Origin of the sequence: Mixta intestinalis (assembly GCF_009914055.1) — a bacterium.
Lineage (GTDB): Bacteria > Pseudomonadota > Gammaproteobacteria > Enterobacterales > Enterobacteriaceae > Mixta > Mixta intestinalis.
Map to the genome: position 1 here is coordinate 69,796 of NZ_CP028272.1, position 15,525 is coordinate 85,320.

Here is a 15,525-nt window from a genome sequence, read left to right on the forward strand (position 1 = left end):
TAAAAGCGCTGATGAGGTACGTTAATCGTGGTAATTTCAGTATGAAAGAAAAGAAAAATAACCGCCTTATTCAATGAATTACATGTGAAATTGGCCTGGTAATTTTTAAGTGAAAAGGATGTCCAATGGCATCCTTTTATGTTTCCGGCACAGCTTCAGAGGGACGTCTTTTCGACTATTTTTTTGATCGCTTCATCGATTTCAGCCTGTATCTCAGCAGGCAAACGGGAAAACTCATAAATGACGAGCCGTTTCTGGGAATTCGTTTTCTTACGGGCAAACTGGTTATGGCCAGAGAAAGCGCCCAGCTTTTCAGTTTCCACTGTTTTAGCAGGCGGAGCTTTGAGTCCCTTACACTCTGTCCGGAATATAGCCAAAATTTTAGCCTTATCGACTTGCATATGTTCAGGCAGTTCGCTGAGTCGCTGGCGAACTTTGGTCATCAGATCGACCACCGGCACCTGCTTTTTCTTTGAGTCCTCTGACAGTTGAAGCAGAAACTGATAGTCTGCCAGGGAAATATCGTTGATTACCGGGAAAACGGCAATCATTTCATCAGGAACCGAGGCAGCCTGAAACGCACGGGTTACTTTGGCCGGAGAAATATTTTCTGCCTGCGCGATTTCCTCTTTTGTCATGCCGTTACCGTACATCACTTCGAAGCGTTTTCCGAGCTCACGCAGACTGTGTTCCCGGGCCGTCTGAATGTCCTTGGCCAGCTGACGTGCGTCGGCCAGATCTATGTCATCTTTCGTAACGAGAACTTCAAATTTAACCTGATTAAAAATGCAGGCAGCCCGACGACGGGTTCCATCGAGTATTTCGATTCGGCCATTTATCTCACGGCCAATAGCCGGGAAAAACTGCTGAAGTTTGATTGTACGACTGATGTCGCTGACAGATTCAGGCGTCAACATAGTCTGATCACGCCCGTTCACTGTGGGATCAACGTAGGTCTGGCGCTCAATATCACCGCTTAAGATCACGGTACTGACAAATTTCGCCTGCCTGCCTGATTTCAGCGTAAACGTTTTGTAGCTTCCGTCGCTTTCAAGCATGCGCGCAAATTCAGAACTGCTGTTTCCCAGCGTTCGGCCACGGGCTAAAACCTTTTTCATTCTGCCGTTCCCCTGATGAATTCAATACGATCGAAAACGGCTTTAGTGAAACGCTCGGCTTCAGTACGCGCTTTCTTGAGAGCTTCAGCGCTGCCTGGATAGGACATCGGGTTAGCGCTAATGATAGTGTCAAATGATTCACCACAGCGTTCAAAACCATCCAGACGAGGCAGAGACGAGTCAAGAATGCTGCTGGCGTAAACTTCCCGCGCCAGGCTGTGTGATGTCTCATGATCGCGTTTACCAGTCATTTTTGACATAAATCCAATATTAGCCTTCAATTGCGGTTCAATGCCTTCCTCTTCCAGACGTTCCAGCATTTCAGGCAAACGGGTCAGGTATTTCAGTGTTGAATGGAAATCAACCTGCGCTGGCGGAGTGGGAGTCAGCAGAAGATCACTGGCAGCCAGTCCGTTCAGCAGGAAAGGATCGAGATGTGGTCCGGTATCAATGAAAATAAAGTCATAATCACTGGCAACACGATCAATGATTTTTTTTCTCAGGACTTCAGAGGGCTTCATTCCCGGCAGATACTCAGCGACAAGTGATTCCCACTGGCTGGCCACAAATCCATCATCGATAGAGGCAGGAATAACATCCACTCCGGGAATGATTGTCGGACGAATAACCGTTTCACGCAGGGTTTCCGCATCCAGATCGTTCAACATCGCCTGAGCAGCCGTTTCAAGAACCGCCCCGATGCTGCGTGTATGGTCCAGGAACATCGTGCTCGAAGCCTGCGGATCGAGATCGATAACAAGGATGCGTAAATCGTGGCGCAACAAATCCTGATGTACTCGCAGTGCGTGCGCCAGCGTGACTGTGCTGACTGTTTTTGAAACGCCTCCTTTGAGGTTTACGACAAAAATGGTGTACGGCTCTTTGTGGATATCGCGGTATTTCGGAATGCCACGGTGAGCATAAATATCAATGACATTTTGGATAGTCAGCGCGTACTGCTCGACATTGCCCACCTGTTTTTTATTGAACTCATATCCACTTTCCTCCATCTCTTTGATGGCCTGCTCAACGATGCGACGACTCAGTTTGGGCAGTTTCGCCACAGCGTTGCGGGTATACGTTTGATGATATTCGGTGAGATTAAATTCTTTACGCTGTTCTTCAATATCCCGGCTCATTTCTTTAAGCAATGTGCTGGCCCTTAAAGCTATCGTACCGACGCCGCCGTAATCACGTTTCATTAAAATTCTCCTGAAGCTAAATCCCTGAACAACGGTGATAGTGTAACCACAGCGTCATGGTACACCATAAGAAGCTACGTACAATATTTTAATGACAGGCAGATAAATTTTGTACGTAATCAGTGATTAGGCTCAGGTTTTAACAGTGGGTAATAATGCATCAGACCAGTTTTCGAAAGGAAAAGCTCTATATTCATTGAGCAGGGACGAAACAGGATTTAGGATTTAAGGGATGTGATACCGTACAGGGGTCATTTTTAGGTTCTGAGTCAATGAAGAAGAAAAGCAGCTCACCGACTCCCCATGATGCTACGTTCCGGCAGTTTCTGACACAGCCGGATATTGCACGCGATTTCATGGAAATACACCTGCCTGCAGATCTGCGTGCCATCTGCGATCTCAGCACACTGAAGCTGGAATCTGGTTCTTTCGTCGAGGATGACCTTCGTCAGTATTTTAGCGACGTGCTTTACAGCCTGAAGACATCAGCCGGCGACGGATACATTCATGTGCTAATCGAGCACCAGTCAACGCCGGACAGACATATGGCATTTCGCCTGATCCGCTATGCGGTGGCAGCCATGCAGCGTCATCTTGATACTGGTCATAAGATGCTGCCACTGGTAATACCGGTGCTGTTCTATACCGGTAAGCGCAGCCCGTATCCTTACTCTACCCGGTGGCTGGATGAGTTTGACAATCCGGAACTGGCAGGCAGACTCTACAGCGGTGTTTTTCCACTCGTTGATGTGACTGTTATTCCGGATGAGGAAATAGCTGACCATCGCAGCATGGCGGCGCTGACACTGCTGCAGAAACATATTCATCAGCGGGATCTGGCAGAACTGGTGGACAGGCTTGCGCCTATTTTGCTGGCCGGCTACTTGTCTTCATCGCAGGTGATATCGCTGGTACACTATATTGTACAGGCAGGCGAAACATCTGACGCCGAAGCCTTTGTACGCGAACTGGCACAGCGTGTGCCGCAACACGGAGACGTACTTATGACCATCGCACAACAACTCGAGCAGAAGGGTATAGAGAAAGGTATCCAGCTTGGCAGACAGGAAGGCCGTTCAGAAGGCGAGCGCGAAGCCACTATTAAAATCGCACGTACCATGCTCCAGAACGGCATTGACCGCACTACTGTCATGAAAATGACCGGTCTGACTGAAGACGAACTGGCGCAAATCCGCCACTGAACACCATTTCCCGACTCCTCAGCCGGGCCATCAGCGTAAACTGGTGTGGCCGGGAAGTATCCCATTCAGGCTCCGCCTGTCAGCTACTGCGATTAAACTAGCGTCATCACCCCTGCTTTCAGTATTACAGCCTTTCTGCCAGAACAGATCATTTGCTCAGACGCCAGAAACTATTCAGCATGTCAGCCATTTCTGCGCTGACGTTACCAGGGCGCACCATGTCAGATGGCCTGATTTTCTGTCAGCGTTGCGTCTTGCTGTTTCCCTTATTCATAAATCGTCCCGTTTCAAAGACCGCTGCGGATCGCCAAGATCTGACCGCCTCTGTTTTTATGTTGTCAACAAACCAGTGAACACCGTCAGTGCTTATCCGCTCAAGCAGATAATTCATGTCCCACACATGTTTGGGTATAAGTGTTCCTTCTCCGGCAAGTATGCCCGCAGCGATCGAATGATTTCCTCCCATCACAAAACCAATACGCCATGGAAGCCACAGTTCGACATAATGGTTAGAATGATCCTGCTTCCAGGGCCTTCCTTTGTTTAAGCCTATACTGGATACATTATCAATAAAACGTGACAGACTCCAAGGCCACGGAAGAACCATATCGCAGGCCAGAGAGAGTGGGTAATCATCAGGATTAAGCTCATGTGCCTTCATAAATGCATAGTCCTGAACCCGCCCAATATCACAGAAAAAGAACTCTCCTGGTGTCATGTCAGGGCGGGCATCAGAGCCTTCTTCTGCAACCGCAAGAAGAAACTCACTCTGCAGCGGGCGAACTACTGCCCGTATGAAATCAGGTAACGCAGTTACCGGCAAAGATGCCGCGACTGAAAGCAGGTGGTCAAAATGTTTTTTATTGCTAATCGCGGCGGTGTTTTCCCGGTTAAATTTCCAGAACATCACAGTCCCTGTTTATTTTTTTCAAAACATGGCATGGGCAGACAGATACCTGACAGCGTCATACTTTTTTAAGTATGGCGACAGCATCGGTTTCCGGCATATGAAACTGCACTCTGTGGCGCGCCGCGACATCGAGCGCAAACACTTTCGTGTAGATCTCCGTCGAGCTGATCGACTTGTGTCCCATCAGACTCTGCAAAACCTTCAGAGGAATGCCTGCGTAGAGCATGTGCATGGCATAGCTGTGACGAAACGTGTGTGGCGTCACCGGTACTGAGAACGTCACCCCATCTGCAGCTGCGGCATCCACGGCCTCGCCCAGCCAGGTGCGAACAGTACGGTCCGTTATCTCCCAGATCCGCGCTTTTTCTGTTCTTCCTGTACGCTTGTTTCGCCGCTCCAGCGGAATCTTCAGTGTGGCCACCATCATCTCCAGCTGGTTGACATACTGATTGTCGGATAGCGGCACCAGACGATGGGTCTGACTGCCGGCTGGCACTCGTCCAGCCGTTCTGGCAGCTTTTTCGATGCGCTGCTTAAGGGTGGCCAGCTGCACGAAAGGGTATGGCGGTGTCAGCGAAAAATCACTTCTTGTCAGCGCCAGCGCCTCATTAATACGGGCACCAGTGTTCCACAACGTCGCCAGCAGCATTTTACGGTGCAGATCGGGCACGTAGTGGAGCAAGGCAATGATTTCGGGTGCCAGCAGGTATTTCGGCAGTTCGTTCTGAGCCAAAGCCATCTGACGCAGGGCCAGCGCTGCCGGGTAGTCTAACGCCACCGGCAGCGCCGCATTATGGGAATTATTGCCGGGAAGGGCAGGATAACTCATAGCTCACAGTACCTCTGGTGTTAATATCGCGGACCGCCGTGTGGGCTCACACAAGCGAGCTTTAACGACGACAGGAACCGGCTCATCCGGCATCCCCGTCGCCACACCGTTTTCATCTTGTGAATTCTCCATCTCACTCTCCGCTGTAAAAAACTGTTCGTACTGTTAACGTTTAACACAGCCAGTGCCAGCAAGCGCCGAGCTTTCGGCGCAGCGATACGGGAAAAAGAGAGTAAATCGGGCGGCGGCAGAAAGAAAGACGGGAGCGTCATGGTCATTCCTGCTTTTCTTTGTGACAGTAGATCGGCGGTTCACCCGGTTTACGGGTAATATAAGACGGAAAATCCGTAATTTCTGTCTGTGAGAAAGGCGCAAATTCTTCACCTGCCGGCAAGCGCTGGCGCATACCATCGAGCACGAGTTTTTCGCCTTCCGGCCCTGCACCCGGCATTGAAACAACCATGCTGGCGGGATCGATCCGCGAGTAATAACCGGACTCACTTTTTCTCTGCGTGACGGTGAACGTGAGCGTCAGGCCGGGGCTCGTGTGGCCCCCGGTAATCCATGAGACGGTGCCACGACCAACGGTCTGGTCTGCCGTACGGGTCACGACGATTACCCGGCTCTCCAGCCGGGTCGGCAGGCGGTCCCTGCCGTCACCCGGCAGATCGGCCCGGCATACAACGACGCTGCCTGGTGGGTAGGCGGCATCGAGGCGCTGAACCTCTTCCCGTGTTGCAGCCCCGGCATCAGACGCCGCGCCAGATAAAGCGGCCACCGCACAACATCCGCGCGCAATCCTCCTGATTCTGTTTATCATCCTTTTAATCCTTTCGTCAGGCTGCACAGCCCGCTGGCTCCGCTCCGCCAGATCCTCAGCGGTGGGTTAATCACCGGCGCGGTGACGGAGGGCTGGCCATACTGTCCCGGGTAGCCGCGCAGCCGCGTTCCCGGCATTCGCGGATCGGATTTCATGTAAGCATTAATATCCATATGCTGGGCGGCGGTGAAAATATTCATGCCGTACCTGCACATGATGCTGCAGGCGGTGGCCATCACGCCCGTTCCTGTCTGTGGTTCATCATCGGTGCTTTCATCTGGTTTCTGTGTTTTTAAAAATTCAGCCGGATACGCTGTTGTCGCCGCCGAACGGTGTGTCCCGTATTTTCTCCAGGTCCGGCTCCCAGCCCCGGAACCAGCGGTCCGGATCTTCCCCGCGCAGCAGCTGGGCGAGCCAGCCCGCAGTCGTGCGGCGGCGGAAGTCCTGAAACCAGACAGGGTGATGCCAGCCGACAACGGACCAGAAATCAAAATCGGGATCGTCGGGAACAAAATCAAACGCGTTCATGGACAGCCCGGCGCAGCGCGTCTTCAGGAACAGCAGAAAATCCAGCAGTTTGCCGTGCCCGGTACCGCCCGTGCCGTCGTTGCAGAGCATAAATTCCGCGGTCACCGCGCCCAGGGCCATGCTCCGCGTCTGCGGATGAATGCGCAGGCAGAGCAGGGTGCCCGCGTGACGTCCCCGGCTGATGCGGATAAATTCAAAAACGTGGGCGATGTTACCGCCGTCAGGCAGGAAAAAGTCGTGATAATCCATGCCCAGGCTGACGGTGGGGAACGGGGAGCCACTGCCGCTGAGCAGCCAGTCGGCGCTGGCGTCAGACTCTGCGGCGATCGCGTCGGCCAGGGAAAGCGTCAGCGGCTGGTGCCCTTCCTGAATATCCATCAGGAGTCCGGGCATGACGTCCAGCCGTCTGGCCAGACGGATCAGCTCGGGTACGCCGACGCGGTCAGGGTGCCCTGGCGTCCTGAACCAGTTATCTGCCGTCAGCCTGTCGAACAGCTGGCGAAGGCGCTCGCCGGTTTCCTGCTGCCAGCGCTCACGCATCGAGGGAGGCGGGACGTTGCTTTTCGGCGGGGTCATGTATTTTTCCCGCAGCGCCACGCGCACCTCCGCCTCCACTGAACGGTCATTTTTCATGGCCGCCTGCTCAATGCGCTCGTGCAGCGCGTCCTCGATGTTTCTGGCCTGTATTTTTGCCACGTGGTCCTCCCGGCGTTGAATTCCGTAATTCGATGGCACAATGAGTACATAATGAATCATTGCAGCAAAAGAGGGAACCAGGTGGTGTAAAAAATTAAAATTGTCTCCGCAGTGCATGCATACCTGAGAAAGTACACATTATTACCCTGATAAAAGTAACGCTGTGAAATTACCGGACGCCGGTCCGGGAGTGATCCGGTTTTCAGTGTATTCACAATTTTCCGGAAGTTTACCAAGCGCACGGAATAAGCAAAGCGGCCTTTTCCGGTGCGCAGGACCGGTTATCGATCTGACCGGAAACCACAACATGTGGTGGCATGACCAGCTGCCATTACCACTATATACAGCATCTGAGGCCGGGCGGCGGGTGACGACGATCGGCAGATCCGGCTCTGCCTTTTTTCGGATCTGCGCGGAGAAAGAGGTAAAAGAGTATAGGCATGACATATCCATATGCCTGGCATCTGCATAGGTATGACATACGCATATACTCACCATCTGCATATGCTTTATCTATACATATGCCGAACATCTGCCTATACTTAGCATATGTGCACACCCGGTGCATGGACTTCATATCGGATATGTCAAGCATATCCAAATTATTCGGGAGTTAAATATGAGAACCGTATCCATTTTTAAAAACGGCAACAACCGCGCCATCCGCTTACCCCGCGATCTGGATTTTGAGGGGGTGAGCGAGCTGGAGATCGTCCGGGAAGGGGACAGCATCATCCTGCGTCCCGTCCGGCCGACCTGGGGCTCGTTCGCGCAGATGGAAAAAGCAAACCCGGACTTTATGGCGGAGCGCGAGGATGTTGTCAGCGACGAAGGACGGGTTAACCTGTGAACAGTATCTATATGCTCGACACGAACATCTGCTCGTTCATCATGCGCGAGCAGCCGGAAGCGGTGCTGACGCGCCTGGAGCAGGCGGTGCTGCGCGGCCACCGTATTGTGGTCTCGGCCATCACTTACTCCGAGATGCGCTTCGGCGCTACCGGCCCGAAGGCCTCGCCCCGCCACATGCAGCTGGTTGACGCGTTCTGCTCCCGCCTCGATGCCATCCTGCCCTGGGATCGCGCTGCGGTGGATGCGACCGCGGAGATTAAGGTGGCGCTGCGCCTCGCCGGCACGCCGATCGGCCCGAACAACACGGCGATTGCCGGGCATGCCATTGCGGCAGGGGCGATTCTGGTGACGAACAATGTCAGGGAGTTTGCGCGGGTGCCGGGGTTAGTACTTGAAGACTGGGCGAACGTCCGGGAGGCTGGTATGAGGCGCCCCGCCTGTTCCTGACCGTGACCGGCAGCGAGTTTATCATGCCGTTTGGCTGGGAGCAGTTCGCTGAGCTGCTGCGCCTGCTGACGGTCTATCATCACCATCCGGATATCATTCCGCAGGGCTGGCAGGGGCATGGCGCCATGTTTTCGACCCGTGCGACCGCGGTCGGCGAGGTGATCCTGGGACTGGATGCGCTGCGGGTGTTTATGTCAGAAGAGGTGTTTACAGCGCTGGCCGGGGATTTTGTGACGCGCTGCGAACGCGGCGAGCTGCATCAGACGCTGGAAAGCCTGCGCTGTATTTACGGGGATCTCTGAAGCTGATACGCATGCCTTTTCTGTGATAAATTCCGGAGATACTGTGGAATAAGAGGCGAGGAAACTGCCATGACAAAAAGCGTTTACTGGAAAAGTCAGTTATGGGGCATACCCTGTTTTTTGCTTTCTCTTTACTACGTGTTCCGGTTCCATGAGCGCTTTAATTTAAGCACAGAACTGTGTGTAATCATCGCCGTCCTCAGCCTGATACTTTATCCCTTCAGCAAATCCGGCCTTGAGAAACTGGCACTGCAATTCACCAGCCGGGAGTTCTGGCACAGGGGGTTATTTGTCGACACTGTTGGCAAAAACCCCATCTGTGTACTGTATTACATGTTGTGCTTTGTCATTGCTCTGCCGGTTGGTCTGATATATCTGATAATCGGCCTCAGAAGAAAACGCAAGGCTGTCTGACAGCCTTGCATATATTTTTAGATCCCAACGGCTTTGTTAATTTTTTCCATCAGTTTTTCATCAACAAGAACGCTGACCAGCGTCATCATTAAGACATACCCAAATATACCTAACGGCGTACCCAGCATAATACTGTAACTGAATGCGGTTAATGCCGTTGCGGCCATTCCGGCTCCATAGGTTTCCATCTTGACAAAAAAAGGCCGGAAATTTTGCGATTCAACAGCTTTCGGGAGTTCAACAATGAAAATATCATAAAAATCAATCGCCTTACCCGTGTAGCCGAATGCTTTACTGAAATTTTTCAGATTACTGGCTATCTGGTTACGATCCAGGGCCCTCAGGGCTTTGGTAATCGCCTCCCGATCTTTGGCGCCGAATTTTTTATTCAGTTCATTATTGTATTTATTAAATGCCTTCAGAGCCTCCTCAGCATTTTTTAATTTTTTTCCTTTTGCAGATTCTGCCAGCTCTCTGGCAGCATCTGCATACCGGTCACCGAATTTTTCCGTCAGCTCTTTATAGAAGTTAGCTGTGGTTTTCATGGCGGCCTGGACAGCTTCCTGCTCTTTTTTCTTTTCCTCTTCTTTTTTCTTTGTGTCCTCAACCTTTTTTTTCTTTAACATAACGTCGTTCCACGCAATTTTTACGCGGTCAAGATAATTAACCAGCCGGTTCTTTTCCTGGATTTCTGCACTGAACTTTGGCGTAACTTCTTTTTCCCATAGTTTAATAAGAAAAGGCCCTGTAGTTGAAATTGCTAAGTCAATCATATTGTAAGGCTTACCAATAAAGTTTTTTAACTTATATTTTGTCATGAAATTCAGGAATGCCTTTTCAGTATCTGCATGCTTGCTGACTACTGCCTGCTGCGATGTATTCATCAGGTCTATATTAATTTTCAGGGAATTCACTGCATCCTGTAAATCATTGATGAGAAAACTGAGTGCAGGATTGGAAAACATCCCGTTACTTTTCAGTGCACTAATCAGTGCATTAGCTTCATCCCTGAGCCTGGAGGCCTCCTTCGGGGCGTTTTTTTGCGCCTGCTCCAGTATCTGGTCAATTTTTTTTCTTCCTTCCTGCAGGGAATATAATGCGTGGAAGGAAAGTTTTTTGGCATTATAAGCAATCGCACCTGCACCACGTGGTACGGGATTCATCCCCGGCCAGTTGACGAAAACCGAAGGATTAGACGCAGGTTTAAGTGGGCCATGCGTTATCGTAATAATAACAGAACCATCAGAGGTATAGGGTACACCATTTACATAGTAGGCAACATTCGCCATAATATATATCCTTACTTATTTAAATTTCAGAAATTATTAGTCACTTATATATTTAGTAAAAAACACAAAACCGCTTACGGTTGCTATTTATAGTTTTTCCATATCTGCCCCTCCTGTTTTTTTCATAAACTGTCTTCATGTGAAAAAGTTACCTTCCCTGCTTATGAGCATATAAAAGGCAGCCAGACGTAAATTATTTTTCCTGACGCATAACGCGCCCTGAATGATTTAATGAAAAGCTGAAACAATTATTTATAAATCAAACTTATTAGTTAACCAGTAAATAAAAAGCATCAGGATACTAATGATTTTATCGACATAATCTTCAGACAAAATTTGATTAAACCCACCGGGCATCATTAACATACAGTATTATCCTGTTTAATAAAAATGGCTTCGCCGCTCATATATTTGGGATTGTTCCCGATAAGATATCTTTAACCCTGCCGGATTTCTCACCCGGTCAGCTGAAACGCGGATATATAACGAAATCAGTATTCATGATTTAAAAGTATCACGCAGTTTTTTCGACTCTTTCTGTCATGTAAAACTTTCAGCGCACGCGAAAAAGACAACTTATAATTTTTTTTGCTTTGCATGCCCGGGCAAAGTGATGAGCCAGACTGAACATCTCTGATTTATTCAAGATTCCTCCCTGAACCAGTGAAAAGTTTTTATTTTTTCCGGAGGCCAGGCTCCTGCTATTAATCCAGCGCCCTTTCATAAAAATCATAAAAGATATTTGATATACCCTCCGGACGAATTCAAGGCTATCAACGGTTATTTCACTTCCTGGAATAATTGCTCCTGACTGATTAAGAGGATGGCCTGTATCAATATCACCAACTGCCCCTATATGGCCAGGAGCTTCAACCCCCATAATGAAACCGACCAGGCCAACTTTTTTGGCCTAATCCGCGTTAATTCCGTCTATAGTAACTGCCATCATGCCTGAAGGAGAAATACTCCTCAGGATCATTGTCGCTGCGGGATTCATTAATCTTGCAGCACACAAAATACCTACCAACTTCTGTTTAATTTTCGGATCATGCTGAATGGCTGAAATCTGCTGGCTTAGCGAACTACTGCTGGTAGTATCGCGTTGGCCACCACTATTGCCGTTTCCTGATCCGCCCCCCCAGTTTACGCTGCTGCTTTTTCCGGTCTGCTGGTTCAGATTACCACCGGTCCCGCCCATATAGTCACCGGCGGTTGGCCCATATCCACCAAGTTCTTTAGACATTAAAATTCCTTTTTTTAGTTAAAACAATACATTAAACAAATAACTGTATATATATACAGTATTAAGCTACACCCCATTTTTTTCCCTGTCAAGAATGTGGGTTTATGTCGTGCGAATATAAGCAAAGCTGGTCAGTTAACAGGTTTATTTCTGTCATGTTTGACGCTTCTGCTTTGCCTGCTTATTAATTTTTAATTATTAATTTCAGTTAGATTATATGCTGTTGCTGTAATATTTCCGGGATATACGGAGAAGACAATTATTTTTCCCTGTCAGTTTAAACCGTGCCTGTATCAGCTTTTCGGTTCATATTCAGGACCCGGTATCACTCTGCCGGGCTTTTGGTTAAAATACTTAACCCGATAACCACTGCGTAATATGTGTCCGGTACGCCGCCTTTTACTGCCAACTTATTCCGGTTGGGTTCCCTTTACCATCCGGACAGCTGGCGTGGTTTCCTCCGGAGAATGTAATTACCAGATGCCATTTCCTCATCAGAAAAAATCACGGAACTGACTATGGCCACTACCGTAACGACTGCCTTCAATGAATTGATGAAAGATACAGTAAATATCAGAAAAGAAGATAATGATGTTGCAAGGGCCAGCCGGGACTGGCTTATCTATAAGGTGAATGATTTTGAAAAGGACGGACTTTTTCCTGTCAGTTATCCGGATATACATATTGCTTTTGGATCGTTTGCCAGAAGAACAAAAATAAGGCCTCTTGACGATATCGACCTGATGTTTGGTTTATCCGGTGATAATGCCCGATACTTCAGTCTGGGCAACCAAATCATTATCATCTCACCAGGAACGTATTCCCGTCTCCACCGGTACCGGCATGACGGTGCAAATACCATCTGCTCCGTTAAAATTTTGAATGCATTTAAAAGACGTCTGCAGAATATTGCCCAGTATGCCCAGGCTGAAATAAGGCGTAACCAGGAGGCGGTCACGCTTAAGCTGGTCAGCAGGGACTGGAATTTTGATATCGTGCCATGCTTTTGCACCCGATATGATGTATATGGACGAAACTATTATCTGATCCCGGATGGTAAAGGACACTGGAAGTTTACTGATCCCCGGATCGACAGGGACAGGGTCACGGCTGTTAATGTTCAGAATCAGGGCAATGTCCTCAATGTAATCAGGGCCGTTAAATACTGGCAGCGGAGATCGACGATGCCTTCAATGAGTTCCTATCTTCTGGAAACGCTAATCCTTAATTATTACAGCAACAAAAATTTTTGCTCAAAGTTTGTCAGAGTGGAGCTGGAGAAGCTTTTCCGCTATCTTGGCGGGTTCGTTCTGTTTGGCGTGAACGATCCGAAGGGTATTCAGGGAGACATTAACACCTTGGAGGCAGAGGATCGTCTGAAAATATCTGAAAGATGTTTCCTCGATGCAGATAAAGCTGCCGTTGCCTGCATTTTTGAGCGGCAACAGAACCATCAGGAAGCTGTCAGTATGTGGCGTGAAGTATTCGGACCGCAGTTTCCGGCCTGTGGGTGAACCATGAATGCCATTTACACGAACCAGTCGACCAGAGAAAACCTGGATTTACTGTATGCGCAGGCCCGTGTCTACGACAGGGTAAAAAACTGGAACAGGCTGAATTTTCTCTTCAGCATCATTGTGCCACTCCTGCTTTCGCTCGTTACCGTATACAACCAAAGCCGGGGATTTGTCGATTCAGAGCTGCTGTCTTCGCTGTTGGGGTTGTATGGACTCCTAATGCTTACCTTTAACGTTGCTATCAGCGGACACATTTCGGCACTGCGCAGGAAGGCAGCCTCAATCCAGGAAATGTACGACTGCCGGGTACTTGGCATCCGGCGCAATGAACTGAAGGTGGAGGAGATCTCCCGGGATGAGATCATCCGGGCAGCTGCATATTTCAGAGACAGTCCGGAAAAAGCACGAAAGCGATTTGGCGATGAGGGGTGGTACGTCAGTAAGGTGTATGATGCGCCGCAGTCCGTAATGGCGCTTCTGTGCCACGGAAAAAACCTCGGCTGGGACAAATCGCTCAGGGAGGTGCTGCACGTGTTTTATCTTTCAGCTTTCATTGTCTCGCCTGTCGCGATGCTTGTTTACGGCATCGCCATGAAATCCGGGCTGAATGAAATCCTTTTCTATGTAGTGTTCACTTTGCCGGTCATCCGCTATTTCTTGCTTCAGTTTCTGGATAATCGCAGCAGTATGAAAAGAAGCGAGAAGCTGAAAAAGTACGTTGAGAAGGAATTATCCGGCATCAGGATTTCCGGAAGGGCAGAAGAAGAGCAACTGGGTTATACACTCCGGAATATTCAGGATGAAATTTTCGCCTACCGCGCCTCATGCCCGCCCGTACCTAACGGTATTCAGTTGATAATGAAGCCCAAAAATGAGCGAATTTATGTTGATTACTTTGAAACGAATCTGAAAGAATTGCACCTTCAGGAGTGATACCCCTTAGCTCCGGTAAATGGTTTATTTATGCCGGAGCCACATCATAATAAACCATTCAGGTTGCCTGAATGAATGTCAGCGTAAACTCATAGCCATCTTCGCCTCAGATGGACAGCATCCGGTTTTACCTTTTGATGCAGTTACACCGTACCCACTGTCTGCTGAATAGTGAGGCTGACGGGAGTTAACTGGTGGTGATGTCCGGGTTTCATCCTGCAAGGGGAGGGCTCTGGGGGACTGGAGGCGATGGATCAACTGACCAACATCTCAGTTCAGGCTGGAGCGGGTACACCAGGGCCGTGTGGAAAGTGATCAGTCTGGCTGAAAACGATCTGGTTTGACTCTGCTATCAGACTGGCGTGATTTCCACCCTTTGCCTGACCAGTCAAACATGCTGGCCAGGCATGAAAACTGACCCTGATTACCGGCGTGCTAAGGCCAGCTTAAGAGCCTGACGGGGAAAAATCAAAGTAGGAACAATAGTTAGAAACTAACCTCAACCAGTTTCGAAGGGCAGGCAGGAATGGCGCAAACTGCCGGTGGCACGCCATATGAAGTATGGCGTTAAGATGAGTGCAAGGTTCAGAAAGTTTTTGAATTAAAAAATTCAGTAACATCATCTCCAGGCAGTATATTGTGCTTCTTTATTTTCGCATAAATCACAGCAGTCGTTACGTCCAGTAATGCAGCCAGGTCTTTTACTGTTACAACATTCCCGTTGAGTATAAATTTATTTCTTTTTCTTTCAGGAGAGAAGTCAATGTGAGTAATATCGGCTCCATTAGTAATCCCCATTCGATGGATTTTTTTTCTTGCCAGGGTAACTTTTATATCGAATTTCTGAGCTATCTCCTGGAGGTTAATATCTCTGCCGTGGTATTTAAATCGGTAAACAATTTTACCTGCATATTTATCAGACAGTTCTAAACCTGAGATATCATCGCCCGGAACCACATCTAACGCCTTGAATTTCATTCTTAAAAAATTTACAGAAACATGATTTTTCTCTGCCAGAAATCCCAGATTAACTAACTTTCCGTTTAGTCTGTAGAGGTTATAGCGTGATGTCTTCTCAAAATTCACAGTTGTAACATCATCACCCGGTAAGACCCCGAACTTTTTAAGCCTGCGTCGAATGTGAGGCACTGAAACTTTCAGCTCTTTAGCCAGCTGCGATACGGTCAGCCATTTTCCTCTGAACTTATAACGAATGGTAAGCT

Annotated in this window: 17 protein-coding genes and 1 pseudogene; 7 read left to right on the forward strand and 11 right to left on the reverse strand. The window is 49.0% G+C overall.

The genetic code is table 11. From position 1 onward, the window contains the following. Window positions 1–155: 155 nt before the first annotated feature. Entirely contained in the window at window positions 156–1,118 is a 963-nt protein-coding gene (locus C7M51_RS22110; protein ID WP_160623802.1) for a ParB/RepB/Spo0J family partition protein, read from the reverse strand. Then, on the reverse strand, window positions 1,115–2,320 hold the full coding sequence (locus C7M51_RS22115) for an AAA family ATPase (protein WP_160623803.1): 1,206 nt from the start codon (window positions 2,318–2,320) through the stop codon (window positions 1,115–1,117). The genes C7M51_RS22110 and C7M51_RS22115 overlap by 4 nt, the downstream gene beginning before the upstream one ends. Before the next feature lie 272 nt (window positions 2,321–2,592). Between C7M51_RS22115 and C7M51_RS22120 the strand changes: the two genes are divergently transcribed. Beyond that, on the forward strand, window positions 2,593–3,522 hold the full coding sequence (locus C7M51_RS22120; RefSeq protein WP_160623804.1) for an Rpn family recombination-promoting nuclease/putative transposase: 930 nt from the start codon (window positions 2,593–2,595) through the stop codon (window positions 3,520–3,522). 241 nt (window positions 3,523–3,763) lie between these two features. On the opposite strand, the gene C7M51_RS22125 is transcribed toward C7M51_RS22120, so the two are convergent. The 5 genes and pseudogenes from C7M51_RS22125 to C7M51_RS22145 all read right to left on the reverse strand — a co-directional run bounded on the left by C7M51_RS22125 (window position 3,764) and on the right by C7M51_RS22145 (window position 7,305). Further along, window positions 3,764–4,432 carry a DUF6710 family protein gene (locus tag C7M51_RS22125; RefSeq protein ID WP_160623805.1) on the reverse strand — a complete coding sequence of 223 codons (669 nt, stop codon included), beginning with the start codon at window positions 4,430–4,432 and terminating at the stop codon, window positions 3,764–3,766. A gap of 55 nt (window positions 4,433–4,487) precedes the next feature. Beyond that, on the reverse strand, window positions 4,488–5,261 hold the full coding sequence (locus C7M51_RS22130) for a site-specific integrase (RefSeq protein ID WP_160623806.1): 774 nt from the start codon (window positions 5,259–5,261) through the stop codon (window positions 4,488–4,490). A 274-nt stretch (window positions 5,262–5,535) separates the two neighbouring features. Further along, window positions 5,536–6,081: a hypothetical protein gene (locus tag C7M51_RS22135; RefSeq protein WP_160623807.1), complete on the reverse strand. Its 546-nt coding sequence runs from the start codon at window positions 6,079–6,081 to the stop codon at window positions 5,536–5,538. A 95-nt stretch (window positions 6,082–6,176) separates the two neighbouring features. Continuing rightward, window positions 6,177–6,317: pseudogene (locus C7M51_RS22565) on the reverse strand (hypothetical protein); the annotation flags it as partial. Between the two features lie 64 nt (window positions 6,318–6,381). Then, window positions 6,382–7,305: a FitA-like ribbon-helix-helix domain-containing protein gene (locus tag C7M51_RS22145; RefSeq protein WP_160623809.1), complete on the reverse strand. Its 924-nt coding sequence runs from the start codon at window positions 7,303–7,305 to the stop codon at window positions 6,382–6,384. Window positions 7,306–7,924: 619 nt separating this feature from the next. Between C7M51_RS22145 and vapB the strand changes: the two genes are divergently transcribed. The 4 genes from vapB to C7M51_RS22165 all read left to right on the forward strand — a co-directional run bounded on the left by vapB (window position 7,925) and on the right by C7M51_RS22165 (window position 9,320). Beyond that, window positions 7,925–8,155 carry a type II toxin-antitoxin system VapB family antitoxin gene (gene vapB / locus C7M51_RS22150; protein ID WP_160623810.1) on the forward strand — a complete coding sequence of 77 codons (231 nt, stop codon included), beginning with the start codon at window positions 7,925–7,927 and terminating at the stop codon, window positions 8,153–8,155. After that, on the forward strand, window positions 8,152–8,604 hold the full coding sequence (locus tag C7M51_RS22155; protein WP_160623811.1) for a type II toxin-antitoxin system VapC family toxin: 453 nt from the start codon (window positions 8,152–8,154) through the stop codon (window positions 8,602–8,604). The genes vapB and C7M51_RS22155 overlap by 4 nt, the downstream gene beginning before the upstream one ends. A 23-nt stretch (window positions 8,605–8,627) precedes the next feature. Then, window positions 8,628–8,906, forward strand: coding sequence for a hypothetical protein (locus C7M51_RS22160; RefSeq protein WP_160623812.1), 279 nt, complete (start codon window positions 8,628–8,630; stop codon window positions 8,904–8,906). 69 nt (window positions 8,907–8,975) lie between these two features. Beyond that, on the forward strand, window positions 8,976–9,320 hold the full coding sequence (locus C7M51_RS22165; protein WP_160250113.1) for a colicin E1 family microcin immunity protein: 345 nt from the start codon (window positions 8,976–8,978) through the stop codon (window positions 9,318–9,320). Between the two features lie 17 nt (window positions 9,321–9,337). On the opposite strand, the gene C7M51_RS22170 is transcribed toward C7M51_RS22165, so the two are convergent. From C7M51_RS22170 to C7M51_RS22180, 3 genes are all read right to left on the reverse strand, one after another. Beyond that, window positions 9,338–10,609, reverse strand: coding sequence for a colicin-like pore-forming protein (locus C7M51_RS22170; RefSeq protein ID WP_160623813.1), 1,272 nt, complete (start codon window positions 10,607–10,609; stop codon window positions 9,338–9,340). Between the two features lie 553 nt (window positions 10,610–11,162). After that, window positions 11,163–11,489, reverse strand: coding sequence for a hypothetical protein (locus C7M51_RS22175; RefSeq protein WP_160623814.1), 327 nt, complete (start codon window positions 11,487–11,489; stop codon window positions 11,163–11,165). A gap of 30 nt (window positions 11,490–11,519) precedes the next feature. Next, window positions 11,520–11,852 carry a hypothetical protein gene (locus tag C7M51_RS22180; RefSeq protein ID WP_160623815.1) on the reverse strand — a complete coding sequence of 111 codons (333 nt, stop codon included), beginning with the start codon at window positions 11,850–11,852 and terminating at the stop codon, window positions 11,520–11,522. A 518-nt stretch (window positions 11,853–12,370) separates the two neighbouring features. Here C7M51_RS22180 and C7M51_RS22185 point away from each other — a divergent pair. Both C7M51_RS22185 and C7M51_RS22190 read left to right on the forward strand, forming a co-directional pair. Beyond that, window positions 12,371–13,366 carry a nucleotidyltransferase family protein gene (locus C7M51_RS22185; protein WP_160623816.1) on the forward strand — a complete coding sequence of 332 codons (996 nt, stop codon included), beginning with the start codon at window positions 12,371–12,373 and terminating at the stop codon, window positions 13,364–13,366. 3 nt (window positions 13,367–13,369) lie between these two features. Next, window positions 13,370–14,302: an S-4TM family putative pore-forming effector gene (locus C7M51_RS22190; protein WP_160623817.1), complete on the forward strand. Its 933-nt coding sequence runs from the start codon at window positions 13,370–13,372 to the stop codon at window positions 14,300–14,302. Window positions 14,303–14,887: 585 nt separating this feature from the next. Here the strand turns inward: C7M51_RS22190 and C7M51_RS22195 are convergent. After that, the gene (locus C7M51_RS22195; protein ID WP_160623818.1) at window positions 14,888–15,451 is read right to left on the reverse strand and encodes a hypothetical protein; all 564 of its coding nucleotides are present in this window, start codon (window positions 15,449–15,451) and stop codon (window positions 14,888–14,890) included. Between the last annotated feature and the right edge of the window lie 74 nt (window positions 15,452–15,525).

Coding starts and splice junctions, on each gene's coding strand:
- C7M51_RS22180 (WP_160623815.1), bottom strand. CDS start 11,852: ATGTCTAAAGAACTTGGTGGATATGGGCCAACCGCCGGTGACTATATG.
- C7M51_RS22170 (WP_160623813.1), bottom strand. CDS start 10,609: ATGGCGAATGTTGCCTACTATGTAAATGGTGTACCCTATACCTCTGAT.
- C7M51_RS22135 (WP_160623807.1), bottom strand. CDS start 6,081: ATGATAAACAGAATCAGGAGGATTGCGCGCGGATGTTGTGCGGTGGCC.
- C7M51_RS22160 (WP_160623812.1), top strand. CDS start 8,628: ATGCCGTTTGGCTGGGAGCAGTTCGCTGAGCTGCTGCGCCTGCTGACG.
- C7M51_RS22175 (WP_160623814.1), bottom strand. CDS start 11,489: ATGGGGGTTGAAGCTCCTGGCCATATAGGGGCAGTTGGTGATATTGAT.
- C7M51_RS22185 (WP_160623816.1), top strand. CDS start 12,371: ATGGCCACTACCGTAACGACTGCCTTCAATGAATTGATGAAAGATACA.
- C7M51_RS22165 (WP_160250113.1), top strand. CDS start 8,976: ATGACAAAAAGCGTTTACTGGAAAAGTCAGTTATGGGGCATACCCTGT.
- C7M51_RS22190 (WP_160623817.1), top strand. CDS start 13,370: ATGAATGCCATTTACACGAACCAGTCGACCAGAGAAAACCTGGATTTA.
- C7M51_RS22115 (WP_160623803.1), bottom strand. CDS start 2,320: ATGAAACGTGATTACGGCGGCGTCGGTACGATAGCTTTAAGGGCCAGC.
- C7M51_RS22110 (WP_160623802.1), bottom strand. CDS start 1,118: ATGAAAAAGGTTTTAGCCCGTGGCCGAACGCTGGGAAACAGCAGTTCT.
- C7M51_RS22130 (WP_160623806.1), bottom strand. CDS start 5,261: ATGAGTTATCCTGCCCTTCCCGGCAATAATTCCCATAATGCGGCGCTG.
- C7M51_RS22120 (WP_160623804.1), top strand. CDS start 2,593: ATGAAGAAGAAAAGCAGCTCACCGACTCCCCATGATGCTACGTTCCGG.
- vapB (WP_160623810.1), top strand. CDS start 7,925: ATGAGAACCGTATCCATTTTTAAAAACGGCAACAACCGCGCCATCCGC.